20 protein-coding genes, 1 tRNA gene and 1 riboswitch are annotated in these 19,616 nt (G+C 64.4%); of the genes, 11 read left to right on the forward strand and 10 right to left on the reverse strand.

Going from position 1 to position 19,616, the window contains the following annotated elements:
• Positions 1–115 precede the first annotated feature (115 nt).
• Positions 116–445: a carboxymuconolactone decarboxylase family protein gene (locus AC5LXX_RS03640; protein ID WP_006484989.1), complete on the reverse strand. Its 330-nt coding sequence runs from the start codon at positions 443–445 to the stop codon at positions 116–118.
• A 130-nt stretch (positions 446–575) separates the two neighbouring features.
• Between AC5LXX_RS03640 and AC5LXX_RS03645 the strand changes: the two genes are divergently transcribed.
• The 9 genes from AC5LXX_RS03645 to AC5LXX_RS03685 all read left to right on the forward strand — a co-directional run bounded on the left by AC5LXX_RS03645 (position 576) and on the right by AC5LXX_RS03685 (position 10,467).
• Positions 576–1,523 (forward strand): cupin domain-containing protein, encoded by a 948-nt coding sequence (locus AC5LXX_RS03645; RefSeq protein ID WP_493410506.1) that lies wholly within the window; start codon positions 576–578, stop codon positions 1,521–1,523.
• 104 nt (positions 1,524–1,627) lie between these two features.
• Positions 1,628–2,071, forward strand: coding sequence for an inner membrane protein YiaA (yiaA, locus tag AC5LXX_RS03650; RefSeq protein WP_493410507.1), 444 nt, complete (start codon positions 1,628–1,630; stop codon positions 2,069–2,071).
• 138 nt (positions 2,072–2,209) lie between these two features.
• Positions 2,210–3,274: a glycosyltransferase family 2 protein gene (locus AC5LXX_RS03655; protein WP_493410508.1), complete on the forward strand. Its 1,065-nt coding sequence runs from the start codon at positions 2,210–2,212 to the stop codon at positions 3,272–3,274.
• A gap of 48 nt (positions 3,275–3,322) precedes the next feature.
• Positions 3,323–4,339: a hypothetical protein gene (locus tag AC5LXX_RS03660; protein ID WP_493410509.1), complete on the forward strand. Its 1,017-nt coding sequence runs from the start codon at positions 3,323–3,325 to the stop codon at positions 4,337–4,339.
• Complete coding sequence (locus AC5LXX_RS03665) at positions 4,336–5,085, forward strand: hypothetical protein (RefSeq protein ID WP_493410510.1); 750 nt, start codon at positions 4,336–4,338, stop codon at positions 5,083–5,085. Before AC5LXX_RS03660 ends, AC5LXX_RS03665 begins: the two co-directional genes overlap by 4 nt.
• The gene (locus AC5LXX_RS03670; protein ID WP_493410511.1) at positions 5,082–6,239 is read left to right on the forward strand and encodes a glycosyltransferase family protein; all 1,158 of its coding nucleotides are present in this window, start codon (positions 5,082–5,084) and stop codon (positions 6,237–6,239) included. The genes AC5LXX_RS03665 and AC5LXX_RS03670 overlap by 4 nt, the downstream gene beginning before the upstream one ends.
• Complete coding sequence (locus AC5LXX_RS03675) at positions 6,236–6,853, forward strand: phosphatase PAP2 family protein (RefSeq protein WP_493410512.1); 618 nt, start codon at positions 6,236–6,238, stop codon at positions 6,851–6,853. Before AC5LXX_RS03670 ends, AC5LXX_RS03675 begins: the two co-directional genes overlap by 4 nt.
• The gene (locus tag AC5LXX_RS03680) at positions 6,850–7,797 is read left to right on the forward strand and encodes a fatty acid desaturase family protein (protein WP_493410513.1); all 948 of its coding nucleotides are present in this window, start codon (positions 6,850–6,852) and stop codon (positions 7,795–7,797) included. The genes AC5LXX_RS03675 and AC5LXX_RS03680 overlap by 4 nt, the downstream gene beginning before the upstream one ends.
• Positions 7,798–8,658: 861 nt before the next feature.
• Positions 8,659–10,467 (forward strand): hypothetical protein, encoded by a 1,809-nt coding sequence (locus AC5LXX_RS03685; protein WP_493410514.1) that lies wholly within the window; start codon positions 8,659–8,661, stop codon positions 10,465–10,467.
• 401 nt (positions 10,468–10,868) lie between these two features.
• Here the strand turns inward: AC5LXX_RS03685 and AC5LXX_RS03690 are convergent.
• The 9 genes from AC5LXX_RS03690 to AC5LXX_RS03730 form a co-directional block, all read right to left on the reverse strand.
• Positions 10,869–10,945: transfer RNA gene (locus tag AC5LXX_RS03690), tRNA-Lys, on the reverse strand.
• 109 nt (positions 10,946–11,054) lie between these two features.
• Positions 11,055–11,804: a tol-pal system protein YbgF gene (gene ybgF / locus AC5LXX_RS03695; RefSeq protein WP_124449297.1), complete on the reverse strand. Its 750-nt coding sequence runs from the start codon at positions 11,802–11,804 to the stop codon at positions 11,055–11,057.
• A 19-nt stretch (positions 11,805–11,823) separates the two neighbouring features.
• On the reverse strand, positions 11,824–12,336 hold the full coding sequence (pal, locus tag AC5LXX_RS03700; RefSeq protein ID WP_011351072.1) for a peptidoglycan-associated lipoprotein Pal: 513 nt from the start codon (positions 12,334–12,336) through the stop codon (positions 11,824–11,826).
• Between the two features lie 17 nt (positions 12,337–12,353).
• The gene (gene tolB, locus AC5LXX_RS03705) at positions 12,354–13,652 is read right to left on the reverse strand and encodes a Tol-Pal system beta propeller repeat protein TolB (protein WP_493410515.1); all 1,299 of its coding nucleotides are present in this window, start codon (positions 13,650–13,652) and stop codon (positions 12,354–12,356) included.
• A gap of 109 nt (positions 13,653–13,761) precedes the next feature.
• On the reverse strand, positions 13,762–14,817 hold the full coding sequence (tolA, locus tag AC5LXX_RS03710) for a cell envelope integrity protein TolA (RefSeq protein ID WP_493410516.1): 1,056 nt from the start codon (positions 14,815–14,817) through the stop codon (positions 13,762–13,764).
• A complete protein-coding gene (gene tolR / locus AC5LXX_RS03715) occupies positions 14,814–15,263 on the reverse strand; it encodes a protein TolR (RefSeq protein WP_493410517.1) in 450 nt (149 codons plus the stop codon). Before tolR ends, tolA begins: the two co-directional genes overlap by 4 nt.
• Positions 15,264–15,273: 10 nt before the next feature.
• The gene (gene tolQ / locus AC5LXX_RS03720) at positions 15,274–15,951 is read right to left on the reverse strand and encodes a protein TolQ (protein WP_021157170.1); all 678 of its coding nucleotides are present in this window, start codon (positions 15,949–15,951) and stop codon (positions 15,274–15,276) included.
• 130 nt (positions 15,952–16,081) lie between these two features.
• Positions 16,082–16,567: a tol-pal system-associated acyl-CoA thioesterase gene (ybgC, locus tag AC5LXX_RS03725; RefSeq protein WP_493410518.1), complete on the reverse strand. Its 486-nt coding sequence runs from the start codon at positions 16,565–16,567 to the stop codon at positions 16,082–16,084.
• 108 nt (positions 16,568–16,675) lie between these two features.
• The gene (locus AC5LXX_RS03730; RefSeq protein ID WP_124449511.1) at positions 16,676–17,422 is read right to left on the reverse strand and encodes an SDR family NAD(P)-dependent oxidoreductase; all 747 of its coding nucleotides are present in this window, start codon (positions 17,420–17,422) and stop codon (positions 16,676–16,678) included.
• A gap of 180 nt (positions 17,423–17,602) precedes the next feature.
• A riboswitch (ZMP/ZTP riboswitch) is annotated at positions 17,603–17,704 on the forward strand.
• A 137-nt stretch (positions 17,705–17,841) separates the two neighbouring features.
• On the opposite strand from AC5LXX_RS03730, the gene glyA reads away from it, so the two are divergent.
• Positions 17,842–19,089: a serine hydroxymethyltransferase gene (gene glyA / locus AC5LXX_RS03735; protein ID WP_124449287.1), complete on the forward strand. Its 1,248-nt coding sequence runs from the start codon at positions 17,842–17,844 to the stop codon at positions 19,087–19,089.
• Positions 19,090–19,095: 6 nt separating this feature from the next.
• Positions 19,096–19,575 carry a transcriptional regulator NrdR gene (nrdR, locus tag AC5LXX_RS03740; protein ID WP_006476792.1) on the forward strand — a complete coding sequence of 160 codons (480 nt, stop codon included), beginning with the start codon at positions 19,096–19,098 and terminating at the stop codon, positions 19,573–19,575.
• Positions 19,576–19,616: the final 41 nt, after the last annotated feature.

The raw sequence follows: 19,616 nt of genomic DNA on the forward strand, positions 1-19,616 counted from the left end.
GCGCGAGCACGCCGGCCAATCTTCATACATCGCGAGGCGGATGGCCGTCAGGCCTGACGACTTGACGGCCGGGCGCCGCGCGGCAGGGCGGCCCGCGACGGCGCCGCGGTGACGGTCAGTCGCCGAGCGCGTCCATCACACGCGCCGAATAGACGAGCGCCGCGCCCGCATTCAGCGCAATCGCGACGCCGAGCGCTTCCGCCACTTCCTCCTTGGTTGCGCCGTGCTTCGCCGCTTCGGCGGTGTGAACGGCGATACAGCCGTCGCAGCGCGTCGTGACGGCCACCGCGAGCGCGATCAGTTCGCGCGTCTTCGCGTCGAGATGGCCGGTCTTGGCGCCGGCGCCGGACAGCGCCTTGTACCCGGCCAGCGTATCGGGCGACAGCTTGGCGATGTCGCCGATGCGCGTCGAGAGTTCCTTCCGGTATTCGTTCCAGTTCAGCATGATGCGTCCTTATCGAGAAGAAGTGAGGAGGGCGGCGGGCGCCGCGATCTCGGGCGATGCAGACCTATTCTGATCGCTCGCGCTGAGGGTTTCGATACGCTAGAGTGTCAATTTTTAGCGCAATCGTCTCATGGATGCATTGAGTCAACTGCTGTCGCTGGGGCGCAGCCACGTCGAACTCGACGTGCGCTGTCTGCTGGATGGGCCGTTCGCGATGCCGCACGACCCGCTGCCGCCCGGCGAGGCGGCGTTCCACCTGGTGCTGGCCGGCACGTGCCGGCTGCGCACGGTCGACGGCCGCACGCTGCAGCTCGCCGCAGGCGATTTCGTGCTGCTGCCCGCGGGCGGCGCGCACGACCTGCTCGATACGGGGAGCGGCCGGTCGCAGCCGGCCGTGCCGCTGCGCGACGTCGGCGCCGGCGGCGGCGCGGTGCTGCCGGTCAAGTCGAATCTCGATCCGGCCGAACCGGGCGGCGCGAGCGTGGATCTGCTGTGCGGGCGGTTCGTCTATGCGCGCGGCGCGGGCGAGCTGCTGATGCGCACGCTGCCGCAGGTGCTGCACGTCGAATTACGCGAAGCATCGGGGGCCGAGCCGCTGCAACTGCTGACAAGCGTGCTGCGCACCGAGGCGTCGAACGTGCAGCCGGGCGCAGGCGCGATCGTGAACGCGCTCGGCCAGGCGCTGCTCGCATATGCGCTGCGGGCCTATGGCCGCGGCGCGCGCGTGCCGTCCGGCTGGCTTGCGTTGGCGGCCGATGCGCGGCTCGGTCCGTCGGTCCAGGCCGTGCTGCAGGCGCCGGAGCGGCCGTGGACGGTCGAGTCGCTCGGCGACGCGGCGGCCATGTCGCGTGCGACGTACGCGCGGCATTTCCGCGAGAAGGCCGGGATGAGCGTCGGTGCGTTCGTCGCGCAGATCCGGATGATGCATGCGTGCGCATTGCTGCAGGACACGCAGCGCGGGCAGGCGGAGATCGGGCAGGCGGTCGGCTACCAGTCCGAGGCCGCCTTCGGCAAGGCGTTCCGCGCGGTACTCGGCACGACACCGGGGCGCTGGCGGCGCGCGCAGCGCGGCATGTAAGACTGCAAGTGCGACTGTCGTGGCGCGCACCAAAGCTGCTACCATGCGCAAAACGCAGTTCAACGAAAACGATTTCGAACAAGAAGAAAGAGAGGGCAAAAGCAATGAACCAGACCACTATCCAGCAGCCGTCGTTCGCGTTCGTGGCCGCGTCGTGGGCCGCGCTGCTCGCCGGCTTCGCGGCCTTCCTGATCGGCCTTTGGAATGCCGGCATGCAACTCAACGAGAAGGGCTACTATTTCACCGTGCTGGTGTTCGGCCTTTACGCGGCGATCTCGTTGCAGAAGAGCGTGCGCGACCGCGCGGAAGGCATTCCCGTCACGGGCATCTACTACGGCCTCAGCTGGATCGCGCTGCTGCTGTCGATCGCGCTGCTGGTCGTCGGCCTTTTCAACGCCACGCTGCAACTGAGCGAAAAGGGCTTCTACGCGATGTCGTTCGTGCTCGCGCTGTTCGGCGCGGTGGCCGTGCAGAAGAACACGCGCGACCTGCAGAACACGAAGCCGCGCTTCACCGACGCAGACTCCGCGCCGTCGATCCAGGAGTGACGTCGCGCATGGCGGGTGCCTGACCAGGCGGCCCGCCGGGCGACGTGGTCCGCGGCGGCCCGCTTTGGACGGCGTGCCGCAGGCCACCTTCCTGCCGTTTCATCCAATCCGTCGCGCACGACGGTGGAGATATTCCGGATGCCGAACTTCAATGAAACCGCACCGCGTACGCGCGCGGCCGCTCGTTCCGTGGCGGCGAAGGCCGCGCTCGTACTGGAGACGAACAACCTGCGCGGCGGCGCGGGTCTCGCGCAGGCCGTCGACAGCCTGAAGCGCCTCGTGTCGGCGCTGTCGAGGCAGACCGTGCCGCCAGCGGCACTCGCGCAATGGATCATCACGCACGACGGCCTGCCGGCCGATGCGCGCACGGAAATCGCTGCGCTGGCCGGCCGTTCGATCGATTTCGTCGAGATCGGCGCGAGCACCGGCTACTACGATGCGAAGAACGACGGCTTCGATCGCGTCGACGCGGACCGCTGCGACATCGTCGTGTTCGGCGATGCCGATTGCCGCCCGGCCGACGACTGGCTCGAACACCTGCTCGTGCCGTTCGCGCGGGAGTCGGGCGACGCACCCGTCGCGGTGGCGGGGCGCACCAGCTACGCGCCGAACGTGCTCGGCACCGCGCTGACGTCGATCGATTTCATGTATTTCCCGAGTCCGCTGCGCGCCGGTGCGACGCGCAACTTCTATGCGAACAACGTTGCGTTCCGGCGCGATGTATTCGCGCAATTCCGCTACGAGCCGCTCGATGGCGTCTATCGCGCGCATTGCCAAGTGATGGGGTTGCGGATGCAGGCAGCTGGCGTGGCCGTCGAGTTCGCGCCGGATGCACACACGGAGCACCGGCTGCCGGACACGCATTTCGAGTCACTGAAGCTGCGCTGGATGCGCGGCGAGGACAGCGTCGGGCTGACGCCGTATCTCGTGAACGCGTACCTGCCGCGCCGGTGGCAATGGCTCGGCCGCAGCGGCCCGCTCGGCCCGTTCTGCGTGATGGCGATGCGGCTCGGCTACAGCCTGCGGGCACTCGATCATCAGCAGTTGCCGCAACTGGGTGCGGTTCGCTATCTCGCGGCCGTCGGCGTCACGATCGCCGCGTCCGCCGTCGATACGCTCGGCGCACTGGCGCGCGGGTTCGGGCTCGCAGGGCGAGCGTCGGCCCGGCGCGATCTCGATGCGCTGTCCTATCACCGTCATTGAAGCGGCGCCACGTTACTTCGACATCCTGAATCCATTCCGACGACGACCATGCCCTCATTCGCCACCCGTGTTGCCTGCCTCGCCCTGTTTGCCGCCAGCACCGGCGCCCATGCCGCGCCGATCGATCACGCGGGGCGCGGGATCTATCACTTCGCGTCGCAAAGCGGCTGCCCGTTCGCGAGTGCGGCCGCGACGGACTGCAATCGCATCGCACTCGATGCGCCCGAAGTTCATGCGAGCATCGATACCGATGCGCACGCGATCGTCTTCTCGAGCGATGCGAACCGCCGCTCGAAGGACGTGCTCGGCGACGTGCTGCTGCAGGGCACGGGCGTCGACGGCGACGGCCGGCGCGTGCCGCTGAGCGTGCACGTGCTGCTGCGCCGCGACGGCGCGAAATGGGACCGCGACGTGTATGTCCACGCGCCCGTGCGCGGCAAGTTCACTGATGTGCGGATCGATCCGTACCGTGTGCGCGTGAAGGAGGGCGACGGCGAGCGCGACGTGCTGACGCCGGACGAAACGCTTGGGCTGTTCGCGCATCCGTCGCTGGCGTCACGGCTCGCGCGGCATCTCGTGAAGGTGAGCGCGACCGATCCGAAGCAGCCGTCCGCGGACGACATCACGATCGCGCTCGGTGTCGGCGGCCTGACGAAGTCGGTGGCGCGCGCGAGCTTCACGTCGAACGCACCGCGCGATGCGGACGTCGATCGCGCATTGGCGTCGGGCACGTGGGCGATTCGCTTCGACGCACTGAGCAATCACATTCCGGTGTGGGTCGCGCAGCGCGAGCTGTTCCTGTTCGGTCTCGACGGCAGTGCGCTGCTGAAAGACGTGCGCGAGCGCGGTTTCAAGAAGAACGACCGGATCGAATTCGGCGCGCGCGACGGCAACGGCTATCTGCGCGTGAACGGTCATGAGGAAGCGTTCGCGGGCGCCGCGGCGTCCGCGCATGCGTTCATGCAGGAAAGCTTCGTCGGCCTGATCCTCGGCTGGCGTCGCGATCCGGCCGCGGCGGCTGCGGCTGCGACGAAATCCGCGTCCGCACGGAGTGTGCCGGCATGAGTGCGGCAGGCGAACTGCCTGCGTCGCCGCAGACGGCGGACGGCGCGTGCTTCGACTGTCTCGATGTACCCGTGCCGCAGGGTGCGGCGCGGGTGCGTGCGTATCTCGTCGATCGCATCAAGCGGGAGGCGATCCGGCGGCTGCATCGCAGCGCGCACGGCGAGCGCTGGATGCTGCGCATGTACCTGATCGGCGAAGAGGCGACCGAGTGCGCGTTGCATGAAGACTGGACCGGACAGCCGCCGGCCTGGCTCGTGCCGCGGATCGAGCAGCATCTCGCGGACGAGCGCCGTCACGCGGCTGCATTTGCCGATGCGCTGCGCCGGCGCGGCGCCGAGGCTTCGGCCGGGCCGCACGAACCCGACTGGCTGAGCCGGCGCAAGATCATGCGATGGCGAAGGCTCGCGCAACGCCATGCACCGCATTTCGCGCAAGGCGTGCTCGTGCCGGCCTATGCGACGGGCCTGTGCGCGGAACAGATGGCGATGCGCGTGCTCGCACGCCACTGCGCGACGATCGGCGACATGCATCCGCTCCATCCGTTGCTCTCGCGTGTGCTCGCCGACGAGACGCGGCACGTGCGGCTCTGTTCGGATACGTTGCGCCGTCTCGTTGAGCCGTCGGAGGCTGCGCATCTCGCCGCGTTGCTGCGCGAAATCCGCGCGATCGAAGCCGGGTTCGGCGTGACGGGTGCGCTGGCGATGTACGCAGCCGGCTGGATCCATTCGCTTCGTCCGCGCACATGATGCTGCGGATCGTCTATCTCGCGACAGCCGACGCGCGCGGCCACCTGATGCGCGCGCAATTGCTCGTGCATGCGTTGCGTGCGGCCGGCGCGCAGGTCGACGTGTTGACGACGTCCGATGCGGGACAGGCGTTCCTGGCCGCATTCGGCATCGATGCGCCGGTGCTGTCCCGCCACTACGCGGTGCAGTTCGACGAGCGGCAGAACATGCTGCGCGACGCGACCGACCGTAATGTCGCGCACTACGTGTTCAGGCCGACGCGGATGCTGCGCGACCTCGTGCGGCTGCGTGCGATCGTTCGCGATGCGGATCTCGTGATCAACGATTCGTTTCATCCGGCGCTGCTGTTCATGGGCGCGGTGCCGGGCTGGCGCCGCCGCGTCGTTCACGTGTATGGCGGCAGCCTGCGCCGTGCGTTGACCGGCAATTTCGATGCGCGGCTGCCGCGCATGCTGGCGCGTGCATTCGCGCGGATTGTCGACTGGCAGATCGATTCGGCGCTGGGCTGCATCGAACACGATTTTGCGTACGACGCGGCCGACGACGCGCCGCAATCGCGCGGACATTACCGGCTGCCGACGCCGTTGCCGGTTGTCGCCGAACTGCCGGCGCTGGAACAGGCTGCCGCGGCCGTTTATCTGAATCCGCACTTCCGCGACGTCGCGCTCGCCGATGCGCTGTCGGCCGGCATGCGCGACGCGGGGCTTGCCGCGTATCGCGTGGGCGAGGGCTACGCCGGGCACGACGGCTGGACCGGTGTCGATGCCGACTGGGTGACGCGCGCCGCGCATGCGCCGCTGATCGTATCGGCGCCCGGCATGGCCGCGCTGTCGATCGCGCACGTCTATCGCCGCCCGATCCTGCTCGTGCTGACCGATCAGCCCGAGCAGGCGAGCAACGCTGCGCGCGCGGCGCGGCTGCAACTCGTGCACCGCATCGTCACGTGGCGCGGTGATGCTGTGGCATTCCGGCAGGCGATCGGGCAGGCCGTTGCCGACCTGATGCGCAATCCGGGCACGCCGGCAGGAACGCGCGCCGGACGCGAGCAGGCGCGTGCGCGCGTGGACGCATGGACGTCGCGCATCCTCGCACTGCGGTCGCATGCGCGGCCGGCCGACGCGGAAACCCGATGCGAGGCGCCGGCACCGCGATGAAGACGTTGACGCTTCATGACGATCGCCGGCTCGATGTCCAGCAGATGCTGGCCGCGACGTTCGGCATGGCTGCCGGCCTCGCGATCTTCTTCGTGCTCGAGCGCGGCGTCACGCCGCGTTACGTGCTGGCCACGGCGATCGATGCGCGGATTCCGTTCCTCGCATGGTCCTGGTTCGTCTATGTTGCGTTCTTTCCGTTCGTGATCGTGCTGGCCGCCTATGCACGGCCGCCCGCGTTCGCCGCGTTCAAGGAGGCCGTGCTGATCGCGTTCGTGTTCAGTGTCGTCTGCTTCCTGCTGTTTCCGGAAGCCGTGCCGCGGCCCGACGTCGCGGAGATCGGCAACGCGTTCGTGCGCCATCGTCTCGCGCGCATGTGGCAGCTCGATCTCGCGGCCAACGGCTTTCCGAGCCTGCATGTCGCGGTGACGTGCCTTGCGTGCCGGACGCTGGTGGACCGGCGCCGGATCGTGGCGACTGCGGTCGGGCTGCTGATCTGCGCATCGACGCTGACGCTCAAGCAGCATACGGTGGCCGATGTGCTCGGCGGCGTGGTGCTCGCGATGGTCAGTGCGATGTGGGTCGAGCGGCGTTCGCTGCGCAGGAGGTTCGCGTGAAGGTCGCTGGTGTGCGTCAAGGTGTGCCGAACGCGGAACTTGCGCGGTTCGAGCCCGATCCCGCGTTGTTTCGCGTGGATGCGTCGCGTGTCGCGATGGCACTGGCCGGCGACTGGCTGATGATTGCCGCGGCGTTTGCGGCGGCGATCGTGTTGCCGCATCCGTTCGTGTATGCGTGTGCGGCGATCGTGATCGCGCGCAGCCAGCTTGCGCTGGCGGTCATGATGCACGAGGGCGCGCACGGGTTGCTGGCGCGGAACCGGCGTATGAACGACTTGCTCGGGCAACTGTTCGCGGCCGGTCCGTTGTGGTTGTCGCTGCGCACGTACCGTGCGGGTCATCTGAAGCACCATCGCGCGCCGATGCAGCCGGACGATCCCGTCGCGCTGCTGTTCGGCGTGCACGACTATCCGGTGACGCGCGGGCGGTTGGTCGGCCGCCTGCTCGCCTATGCGTGCGGGGTCGGCTACGTGACGAGCGTCGTGAAGCTCGCGCGCGGCAAGTTTGCGCATGCGTTGCCGAAGGTGGAGAAATCGCGCGCGTATGCGGCGTGGGAGATCGTGTCGATGCTGGCCTGCAACGGTTTGCTGTTCGGTGCGCTCGCGTTGGCCGGACATCCGTTGCTGTATGTCGCGCTGTGGATCGTGCCGTCGGTCACGCTATTGCCGCTTGCCGGGCAGGTGCGGGCGATCTTCGAGCACGCGGGGTTGCCGGCTGGCGAGGACCAGAGCCGCAACGCGCGCACGATCTTCCGGCGCTCGTGGCAGACGTTCCTGTTCGGTCCGCATGCGATTCATTTTCATATCGAACATCACCTGTTCGCGCGGATGCCGTTCCATAGCCTGCCGGTCGTGCACCGGCAACTCGCGCAGCGGCAGTTGCTGCCCGACGGCAATCTGTACGCGGGATATGGGGCGGTGCTGCGGGACGTGAGTGTGCGCTGACGTGTCGTTCGGCAGGTCAGCTAATATTCACAAATGTACGACCGTTGATTTCAGGTGACGGGTATTGAATCAGGCGGTACTTTCGTTGACGCTCGAGACACTGGTAGCTGGCGCATACCTGGCCGGATCGCGGCCAATGCGAGTGACAACGCGTACGTACGCAATTGCGACAACCATAAAGCTTTGCAGATCGATGCGAGGGACGATGCGGTGATGATCGCGGAGTCAGCTGGACACGGCACGGTGTTCAGTGTTGCCGCGGCGCTGAATCGTCCGAATGGGCGGTCGTCACGCAGTATGACGATCTGTTCGTCGGCGCCGGGGTAGTGGTGGCTCGCGATTGCGCGTGGCAGGAGCGCCGGCAGCGCAGACGCCGGTTGCGATGACAGAACCGGGATCCGCCGTGACGGCAGGGTCGACGGAACTGACGTAGTAACTCGCTTGCTGTCCATGTTGGCTGTTCAAGCGATTCCATCTCGAGCATTGTCCGATTTTTCGCAACCGTCTCTGCCGCAATGCGAAGCGTATATGCGGCCCTCTTTTGATGGTTTGTTGGCTCTCCATTTCGTCAGCGGATATTCGATCTGTCGAAAGTCTGAATTTTATGGAGAATTGCAAGGAAAGGCAGTAAGATTGCGGTAAGCAAGCATGTTGGTTTCAGTGCGCGAATATTTGAATTGAGAATTCAAATTTGGTCACGACAAGCCAGCTTGAGTGAGACGGATTCAGTCCATCCGGGGAGGTGGGTTGATCAAACGCACGAAATTAAAGAAATTGTCATTGATGCGCAGATATTTTGTTTCATTGGGAAGTGGGTCGCAATTTGCGCAGATCAAGTCAATCTGAATCGGTTATAAAAACATGAAATCTACATTGTTTTTGCATGCGGGTGGGCCGAAAACAGGGTCGTCTGCGTTGCAGAGTTTTCTTGAGTTCAACGCCGAGAAGCTTGGTGCGTGCGGTATAGGGTATCTGAATAAAGCTGGAATGGTGTTTGAGCATCAGATTTCGAGCGGAAATGGTGAAATGTTACGTGAGGCCATTCGTGATGAAGAAAATGATGCCGCGACGATTGCTGCGGTAATTAGATCTTATTTCGGCGCATATTCGAATGCGATTTGTTCGTCTGAATTGTTCGGTGAATTTTCTTCTGAAAATTGGCGCATGCTCGCCGATATTTGTCGAAGGGAAGGTATTCAGTTGCGCGTGATTTTCTACGTGCGAAACGTGATCCCGTTCATGAAATCAGTTTATGATCAGCTCATCAAACGTCATGGACTGTATGAGGATTTTGAGGTATGGGTCGATACGGCTGAATGGCTGCACATATCCACGCTCAAATCCCTCTCCGAAGCGTTATCCAGCGATGAATTAACTGTTATCAGCTACGAGGCAATCAAGAAGCGGGTGGTTGATTCCTTCGCTGGGCTGATTGGAGTTGCTGCTCTTGAGAGTCAGGATAGAATCGTTAATCGATCCCTGACTGGCGTGGAGCGTAGTCTTCTTCGTAGAATAAATCGGGAGTTTGGTGGTTCATTCTCCGAGGAGATTTCGGATCGGATGATTTATGCGGAGCCGTTTGCCAGATCAGAGTCTGTCGAGGTAACTGAAGAAGTCGAGAGAGGGCTCGAGAGGCGGTATAGAGCCGACATCGACTGGATCAATAGTCATTTCTTTGGTGGCGCTGATGTTGTTTCTCTTTCCGGCGAGCGTAACAAGACCGATCGCCGAGCGCTCACCGTTGAGGCCTCGCTGAATGTTGACGGCGAGATGGCGGGCCACGAGGTGCGCGTGAGGGATCTGGTGCTGGACTGGGCGTTGGAAAGAATTGCACTGACTCAGCAGTCCGGTGCCTCGCACGTGGCAAATGCCTTGTTGAATATCGACTGGCATCTGGCAAATGATCCGTTGATCCCGCAGGATTTTGATCCGATTGCTTATTTACTTAATAACACTGACATTCTTGCGTCGGGCACGTCCCCCTATGCCCATTTCATTGCCCATGGCCGGTACGAGATAGGACGGATCTGGACGGCAGGGGCGAATAGTGGTTGGTCGAGAGCCAAAGAGGGATTGGCCGAGATGACGCAGGAGTTGGGTGAACTCAAGGAAGAGTTGGTTCGCGAACGTATCAAGTCGGAGACGGCGTGCGCGATGGTAACGGTGAGCGCCCGTAGTGAGGTTGAGGCATTACTGCGGCAGCAAGCGGAAAGAGAGCGAAAGTATGCAGAGGAGCTTGCTCATGCACATTCGAGAATCGACCGAGAGCGCCTTGCCGCGATCGAAGTTGCCGAGAAAACGTACACGCCGCTGATTGACGAGCATGCGAGGCGCGTGGATGCCCTGGAGACGCGTCTGCTGGATGCGCAGGGCCAGTTGGATAATTCGCGTCAGGAAATTGCACTGCTGCTTCGTCAGCAACTGGAGTGCTCGCAAGCCCACGCAGAGCAGATTGCGCGACTGCACTCGGGTATGGATGAGGAGCGCGCCGCAATGATCGATGCCGCCAGTAAGAAGCAGTTGGTGTTGGCGGAAGAGTTTGAGCGGCGGGCAAGCGTCCTTGAAAGTGAGCTTTCAAGGATGCGAAGTCAATTCGAAGCATCGCGCGGCGAGATCGAGGTGCTCTTGCGCAGAACGGCGGACCTGGAGCGGCAATCGACTCATGAATAAACGGCGGCATTGAATGCCGCATCTGAGTGCCGGGACGCGTTTAAGGCGTCTTGCGATCCTGTTGTCGAAAGTGATGGACGACCTGCTCTGGGTCATGCATTGGCGAATGCGGGTTAGGTGGCTCGGGATATGCCAATGCCGATTGGATTTGCCGGTACGGCGAGTGCGGGCTCGTCGATTTCGGCGGGCATCGACAATGCAGTCCGAAAGCGAAATTCGACTGATTGCGTGCACCGCTGAAACGAATTGGTGGCGGCGTAGTGGACCTCTTGAGCCGAGCCGCCCGTCGCTCCAACGCGCACCCTGCTCCAAGGAAGCGGAAATTCCGAATTCGTCGCAGGAGCGACAGACGCAAAAAAGCCTCCACTTGGGAGGCTTTAATTTGCACTATCAAAGATAGTTGGTAGGGTGGGAGGGACTCGAACCCTCGACTCTCTGATTAAAAGTCAGATACTCTAACCAACTGAGTTACCACCCCACGTTCTTGAAACCTGTTGGGTCGTTGCTTCGACAACTTTGGCAAGCGACCCAAAGAGCAAAAGATTATAGCGACGGATTGTTAGGGTGTCAACAACCCGCCGCGATAATTATTTGATCGTTTCGAGCTTGCCCTGCGCCGTCTGCGCCGCGTTCGATCCGGCGTACTGCGACACGACCTGCTCGAACGTCTTCTTCGCGGCCGCCTTCTGGCCTTGTTCGAGCTGGTTCGTCCCGATCGCCACGAGGGCATCGGCCGCGCGCGGATGCTGCGGGAACTTGCTGACGATCCCTTGCCACGTCGCAGTCGAGCCGCGGTAGTCGCGCAGCGCGTATTGCGCATTGCCGTACCAGTACTGCGCGGTCGGCTGGTAAGGGCTCTGCGGATACTTCGCGATGAACGCGCGGAACGAAGCCGCGGCCGCCTTGAAGTTGCCGTTGCGGAACTGCTGCTGCGCCGCGCTGAGCGCATCCGTTTCACCCGGCTGCACGGTGCCTTCGACACCATCGATCGTCGTCTGCTGCGGCTCGAACTTCTTGAGCCGCGTGTCGAGATCCTGGTAGTACTCTTTCTGCTGCCGCTCGAGCGTCGTCAGCCGGTTCGTCAGATCCTCGTTTTCGCCGCGCAGCGTCGCGACCTGCTGGTTCAGCTGGTCGAGACGGCCGGATTGATCGAGGATCGTACGCTGGGCGGCAGACAACTGGCTCGCCAGGTTGTCGGTTTTGCTGCGCAGATCGAGCACGGCGCGGCGCGCTTCGTTGTCGTCGAACACGCCGGCGTGCGCCGGCGCGGCCGACCACGCCGCGCCGGCGACGCAAAGAGCTGCGGCTGCACGCAGCCAGGTTACACGGTGCGTCATACGGCGATTCTTCCGTTACTTACTGTTGGTAGACGAGGTCGGCGCGACGGTTCTGCGCCCACGATGCTTCGTCGTGACCTGCTGCCTGCGGCTTTTCCTTGCCGAGGCTCACGGCTTCCATTTGCGAATCGTTCACGCCGAGCAGTGCCATCGCACGACGGACGGCTTCCGCACGCTTCTGGCCCAGCGCGAGGTTGTACTCGCTCGTGCCGCGTTCGTCGGTGTTGCCCTGGATCAGCACGTGACGCTGCGGGTGGCTCTTCAGGTACTGAGCGTGCTGCTGCATCAGCGGCTGGTACTCGTCCTTCACCGAATAGCTGTCGAAGTCGAAGTAGATGCTGCGCTTCGCGAGCGGGCTGTTCGGGTCGTTCAGCGGATCGACGTTCACTTGCGCGACATTGTCGGCGCTCGGTTGCGTGCTGACTGCGCCCGCGTTGTTCGCCTTGTCGTCGAGCTTCACGCCCGACTTACATGCGGCGAGCGCGCTGATCATCATCACGGCCAGGGCCAGACGAGCTTTATTCGACATCATGGTTACTCTCCTTGTGGTCATTGCATGAAGGGCCCCCACGACGGCTCGCGAACGGAGCCGCCCTGGACGGACAGGATTTGCGGCGGCGCGCTGCCGTCGGAGGGCACTGCAGCCAGGACATTGCGACCACCCGACTGGGTAGCGTACAGAAGGTACTGGCCGTTTGCCGCGAAGCTCGGCGATTCGTCGTGACTGGTATTCGTGACGGCGTTCGCCGCGCCGGATTGCAGATCCTGAACGTACAGCTTGAAGCCCCCACCCGTGCGGGAGATGTAAGCGAGCAGCTTGCCGTCCGGGCTGATACGCGGACTCGTGTTGTAGCTGCCGGTGAAGGTCACGCGCTGCGCGGCACCGGCGCTTTCACCCTGTGCGGGCATCCGGTAGATCTGCGGCGCACCGCCGCGATCGCTCGTGAAGTAGATCCAGCGGCCGTCCGGCGAGTAGAACGGCTCGGTGTCGATCGAGCTGCTCTGCGTGAGGCGGCGCAGGCCGCCACCCGTCGAGTTGACCGTATAGATTTGCGTATTGCCCGTCAGCGACAGCGCAACGGCGAGCGTGTTGCTGTCCGGCGACCAGGCCGGTGCACTGTTGTTGCCCTTCTGGTCGGAGACGATGTAGCGGCGGCCGGTCGGCAGGTCGTGGATGTAGACGATCGGCTTCTTGCGCTCGAACGACACGTACGCGACCTTCGTGCCGCTCGGCGACCACGACGGCGAGATGATCGGTTCGGTGCTCGTCAGTGCGCTGATCGCATTTTGTCCGTCCGAATCGGACACCTGCAGCTTGTACTTGTTGCCGATCTTGACCACGTATGACAGGCGTGTTGCAAACACGCCCCGCGTTCCAAGCAGCTTCTGGTAGATGTAGTCGGCAATCTGATGGCCCGTTTTGCGCAGCGAGCCGTCGTTTGCTGCCGTCAGCGACAGGCCGCCGAGGCTTTGCTGCTTCACGGTGTCGTACAGGATGAAGTTGACCTTGTACTGGCCGTTCGCTTCGCGGTTCACGCTGCCGGCGACGAACGCATTCGCGCCCTTGGCCTTCCATGCGCCGAGATCGACCGAGGCGGTCTCGGGCACGGGCGTGCTGCCTGCGTCGACGTTGGTGAATTTGCCGCTGCGGGCGAGGTCGGCACGGACGATCGACGTGACCTGCTGCGGCAAGCCCGCCTCGTTCGCGAAATTCGCCGTGGCAATGGGGAACTGGGTCGACCCGACACCGGTGATCAGCACGTTGACCTGGGCGTTAGCGGCGCTGCCCGCCGTAATCAGACACGAGGCCACGAGTGCCCTGAAACCTAGCTTTGTCATCAAACTCATGCTTCTTGCTTCCCGTATGGCTTGGATCGCTGCGCAACCGCAGAGACAGTAAAAATACCCGATTCGTTCCCGTCTGACAGCGACGCCGGGAGTGTAAGCGCATTTCCGCTCACTCCGCTGCCTTGAAGGTAATCGTAATGTCCGACGGGGTACGACCGTTAGAATCGGGCGGCAACGGGACCGATGCGTGGATCGCATTCACCACGGCTTGATCCCACCCCGAATTCCCGCTCGAGCGGGAGACCGATGCGCTCAATACGTCACCGGACGGCGTGCACCGAATCTTGACGACGGTGGTCAGGCCTGCTCGCTCGCCGCCCCAAACGATGTTTGGTTTGACGCGGCGGCGCACCTTGTCGGCATAGCCGGGCGTCGCGGCATTGCCGCCGGAACCCGTGCCCGTGCCGCTTTTCGCGAGGCCTTCGCCGCCGCCTTCACCGGCGCCGGACAGGCCCTGCATCTGTGCGAGACGCGCGTTGCGCTCGCGGTCGAGCTTCGCGTTCGCCGCCGCGCTGGCCTTCGCGCGCGCCGTGGCTTCGGCCTTCGCCTTGGCCTGCGCTTCCGCCTTGGCCTTCGCGGCCGCGTCGGCTTTGGCCTTCGCCGCCTGCTGCGCTTCGAGCTGCGCCTGCTTCTGCTGCTGGAGTTTCTGCTGTTCGAGCTTCTGCTGCTCGGCGAGCTGCTGTTGCTTGAGCTTGTCGGCCTGCTTCTGCCGGTCGCGTTCCGCGGCTTTCTGCGCGGCGAGTGCGGCGGCCTGCTGGGCCGCGAGCTGTGCACGCCGGGCTTCGTCTTCCTCCCGGGCTTTCAGTTGCTGCGCGCGGCGCTGCTGATCGAGCAGCGCTTCGCGCGCGGCGGCTTCCTGCTGCCGCTTCTTCTGCTGCAGCGCGATGTCGGCCTGCTCGTCGCGCATCGGGGGAGGGGGCGGCGCGACCTTCGCGGGCGGCGTGGGCGTGACGACGGGCCGCGGTGCGGGGACGTCGGGCACCTCGGTCCATAGCTCGGCTTCGGCGCCGGCCGGCGTGCTGTTCTGCCACTGCACGCCGTGATAGAGGAACAGCGCGAGCAGCACGTGCATCAGCGCGGCGAGCGCGAACGCGCGCCACGTCCCGCGCTCGCGAGGAGGCTGGAGCGGGTAGGCGGATCTGCGCGTGGATTGCTGCCGGTTCATTGCGATTTGACGAGGAGGCCGACGCGCTTGACGCCGCGCGCCTTCAGATCCGACATCACGGTCATGACGGCATCGTACTGCACGGTCTTGTCGGCCGCGATCACGACCGGCTGGTCAGGGTGATCGGCCTGCCGGGCCGAGATGAAGCTGTCGAGCTCGGCCTTCGTCATCGTGTCTTCCTGAGTCGAGCCCGAGTCGCCCTTGTACTTGACGCTCATCGTGCGGTCGGCCTTGATGTTGACGACGACGGGCGGCATCTGCTCCTGCGGCGCGGCATTGCCGACGGTCGGCAGGTTGATGATCGACGGGGCGACGAGCGGTGCGGTGACCATGAAGATCACGAGCAGCACCAGCATCACGTCGATGTACGGCACGACGTTGATGTCGGCCATTGCACGGCGCGAGCGGCCGCCGCGCATGCTGGATCGGATGGGACTTCCTGCCATGGCGCGCTCCTTACTGGGCCTGACGCTGCAGGATGTTCGAGAACTCTTCGATGAAGGTCTCGAAGCGGATCGCGAGGCGGTCGATGTCGTGCGCGTAGCGGTTGTACGCGACCACCGCCGGAATCGCGGCGAACAGGCCGATCGCGGTGGCGACGAGCGCCTCGGCGATGCCCGGCGCGACGTTCGCGAGCGTGGCCTGCTGCACGTTCGCGAGCCCGCGGAACGAGTTCATGATCCCCCAGACCGTGCCGAACAGGCCGATGTACGGACTGACCGAGCCGACCGACGCGAGGAAGGCGAGGTTCGCTTCGAGCACGTCCATCTCGCGCTGGAACGACGCGCGCATCGCGCGGCGGGCACCGTCGAGCACGAGGCCCGGATCGCTGATGCGCTTTTCCTTCGCCTTCAGGAATTCGCGCATCCCCGATTCGAAGATCCGCTCGAGCGCGCCGATCGTGTGGCGATTGTTGGCCGCGCTCTGGTACAGCGCCTGCAGGTCGCCGCCCGACCAGAAATCCTTCTCGAAGCGTTCGGTCTGCGCGCGCGCGCGGCGGATCGCGAACCACTTGCGGAAGATGAAGGTCCACGACATCAGCGACAGCAACAGCAGCAGTCCCATCACGGCCTGGGCCAGCACGCTCGCGTTGAGGACGAGGGAAATGATCGACAGGTCTTGAGAAGTGTTCATAGAGGTTTGAGTAACGGCCCTTCGGGGCGCCCGGTATGCGTGCGGCGCGGCGCGCCGGCCATGCCTGACGCCGAACCTTGCTTAGTATCGAATCAGAACGGCAAGTTCATAGGCTTTGTCTAAACGGCGCTCATGCGCGCTTCGTTGACACTGGAGCGTGCCCGGCGTCGATGACGGGCCCGCGTTGCAGCGCGTCGAGCACGGCCGGCGGGATGGCCGCGGGCCGGATACCGTTACGGTCGACGCAGCCGAGGCGAATGTGCCCGGCTACGAGCAGCGTGTCGCCACACCAGGCTTCCTGCGTGAATTCCACCGAGGCGCGGCCGATGCGTCCGGGCCGGCTCGTGATCGTCAGCGTGTCGTCGAGTCGCGCCGGCGCGCGGTAGTCGAGCGACGTACTGCGGACGATGAAGATCGCGCCGGTATCGTCGGCGAGCTGACGCTGGTCGATACCGCACGCGCGCAACCACTCGGTGCGGGCGCGCTCGAAGTACTTCAGGTAGTTGGCATAGAAGACGATGCCGCCTGCGTCGGTATCCTCGTAGTACACACGCACCGGCCAGGTGAAGCCGGAAGGCGCTTCCGGGGAGCGGGTAGGCTGAGTCATGGCGCGCATTCTACCGGAAGGCAGGAAGCCGATTCGTAACCGATTCGTAACGGAATGTAGTACGCCGTAGCACACCGCGGGCCGGCCGGAGGCGGGCCCGCGGCTGCGGGCGGCGTATCAGCCGCGATGGATCGTGAGGCCGGCCGGCGCTTGCGCGACCGGCATCATTTCGATCGTGTTGATGTTGACGTGCGCAGGGCGCGTGGCGATCCAGTAGATCGTGTCCGCGATGTCCTCGGCCGTGAGCGGCTGGACGTTCTGGTAGACGTTCGCCGCCTTTGCATCGTCGCCGCGGAAGCGGACGTTCGAGAATTCCGTGCCGCCGCACAGGCCCGGCTCGATGTCGGTTACGCGCAACGGCGTGCCGATCAGGTCGGCGCGTAGGTTCAGGCTGAATTGTCTGACGAAAGCCTTGGTTGCACCGTATACGTTCCCGCCCGGATACGGATAGGTGCCGGCCACCGAGCCCAGATTGAAGATATGGCCGCGACCGCGCGCGATCATGCCGGGCAGCAATGCGTGCGTGACGGTCACGAGGCCCGAGCAGTTCGTGTCGATCATGGTCTGCCACTCGTCGAGGCTCGCCTTGTGGGCCGGTTCGACCCCGAGCGCGAGGCCGGCATTGTTGACGAGCACGTCGAGCGCCGCGAATTCGGCGGGGAGGGCGGCCGGCACGGCCTCGACGGCTGCGCGGTCGCGCACGTCGAGCTCGAACGGCAGAAGGGCGTCGCCGAGTTCGGCGGCGAGCGCGTCGAGACGGTCCTTGCGGCGCGCAGTCGCGACGACGCGGTGACCACCGTTGACGAAGGCACGGGCGATGGCGGCGCCGAAGCCGGCGGACGCGCCTGTGACGAACACGATCATTGCTGCTCCTGGTCGATGACAAAATAGCGGGTAGTATCCCGCAAGCCTACTGAGATTGCCGCACCGCGGCAAGGCGGCAAAGCGTTTCGGCACGGGCACGTAGAGTCTGGCCCCAATTGCATCCGGCGCGCTGCCGTGCGGTTGCCTATTCATGACGCATCCAATACACTAACGCGCTCATCACCCCTGCGTGACTGGCGATAGAACCCGTTCGGGTTCAAGGTGGAGCATCCCACCGTGAAGCGCGGGGCGCCGTTTTTGCCGTTCGCCTGGGCAGCCGTTGTGCGCCGTCGCGTGCATCGCCGGTGGCTGTCCTGCCTCGCGTCATTCGGATTCTTCCGCCACGTCGAGCTGGTCCCGCCAGCAGCGCACCGTACTCGGCCGCTCCGGTCAACCTGTACACACTTAACGGAAACCGTATGTTTGACAGAGCCCAAAGCACCATCGCGAACGTCGATCCCGAAGTCTTTGCAGCGATCGAGCAGGAAAACCGCCGCCAGGAAGATCACATCGAGCTGATCGCGTCGGAAAACTACACGAGCCCGGCCGTGATGGCCGCCCAGGGCTCGCAGCTCACGAACAAGTACGCGGAAGGCTATCCGGGCAAGCGCTACTACGGCGGCTGCGAATACGTCGACGTGGTCGAGCAGCTCGCGATCGACCGCGTGAAGCAGCTGTTCGGCGCGGAAGCCGCGAACGTGCAGCCGAACTCGGGTTCGCAGGCGAACCAGGGCGTGTTCTTCGCGATGCTCAAGCCGGGCGACACGATCATGGGCATGAGCCTCGCGCACGGTGGTCACCTGACGCACGGCTCGCCGGTCAACATGTCGGGCAAGTGGTTCAACGTCGTGAGCTACGGCCTGAACGAAAACGAAGACATCGACTACGAAGCGGCTGAGAAGCTCGCGCAGGAACACAAGCCGAAGCTGATCGTCGCGGGTGCGTCGGCGTTCTCGCTGAAGATCGATTTCGAGCGCCTCGCGAAGATCGCGAAGTCGGTGGGCGCGTACCTGATGGTCGACATGGCGCACTACGCAGGCCTGATCGCGGCCGGCGTGTACCCGAACCCGGTGCCGCACGCGGACTTCGTGACGACGACGACGCACAAGAGCCTGCGCGGCCCGCGCGGCGGCGTGATCCTGATGAAGGCGGAGTACGAGAAGCCGATCAACTCGGCGATCTTCCCGGGGATCCAGGGCGGCCCGCTGATGCACGTGATCGCGGCGAAGGCGGTGGCGTTCAAGGAAGCGCTGTCGCCGGAGTTCAAGTCGTACCAGGAGAAGGTGGTCGAGAACGCACGCGTGCTGGCTGAAACGCTGGTGAAGCGCGGCCTGCGGATCGTGTCGGGCCGTACGGAAAGCCACGTGATGCTGGTGGACCTGCGCGCGAAGAACATCACGGGCAAGGCAGCGGAAGCGGCACTCGGTGCGGCACACATCACGGTGAACAAGAACGCGATTCCGAACGATCCGGAAAAGCCGTTCGTGACGAGCGGCGTGCGCCTGGGTTCGCCGGCGATGACGACGCGCGGGTTCGGCCCGGCGGAAGCGGAGCAGGTGGGCAACCTGATCGCCGACGTGCTGGAGAACCCGGAAGATGCCGCGACGATCGAGCGCGTGCGTGCGCAGGTCGCCGAGCTGACCAAGCGTTTCCCGGTCTATCGCTGATCGCCGATGCGCTGCCCGTTCTGCCGGCATGACGACACGCAGGTCGTAGACTCGCGCGTGTCCGAAGATGGCGCCGCGATTCGCCGGCGCCGTCGCTGCTCGGCTTGCGACAAGCGCTTCACGACGTACGAGCGGGTCGAGCTGTCCCTGCCGTTCGTCGTGAAGAAGGACGGCAGTCGCACGGAGTTCGACCGTCGCAAGATCGTCGCCAGCATGCAACTCGCGCTGCGTAAGCGGCCGGTTGCTGCCGACGCGATCGACGCGGCGGTCGCCCGCATCGAATATCAACTGCTCGCGACAGGCGAGCGTGAAGTGCGTAGCGAGAAGCTCGGCGAACTCGTGATGAACGAGTTGCGCGGCCTCGATACGATCGCTTATGTGCGCTTCGCATCGGTGTATCGCCGGTTCGAGGACGTTTCCGAATTTGCCGACGTGATCGAAGAGTTCCGTCGCGCCTCTCCCGCCAAGACCCCGCGTAAGCGCTGACGCGCTGCGTTCGTTCATCGTCTTCTCCGTTGGTTCAGTTC

It is taken from the genome of Burkholderia torrens, assembly GCF_984668525.1.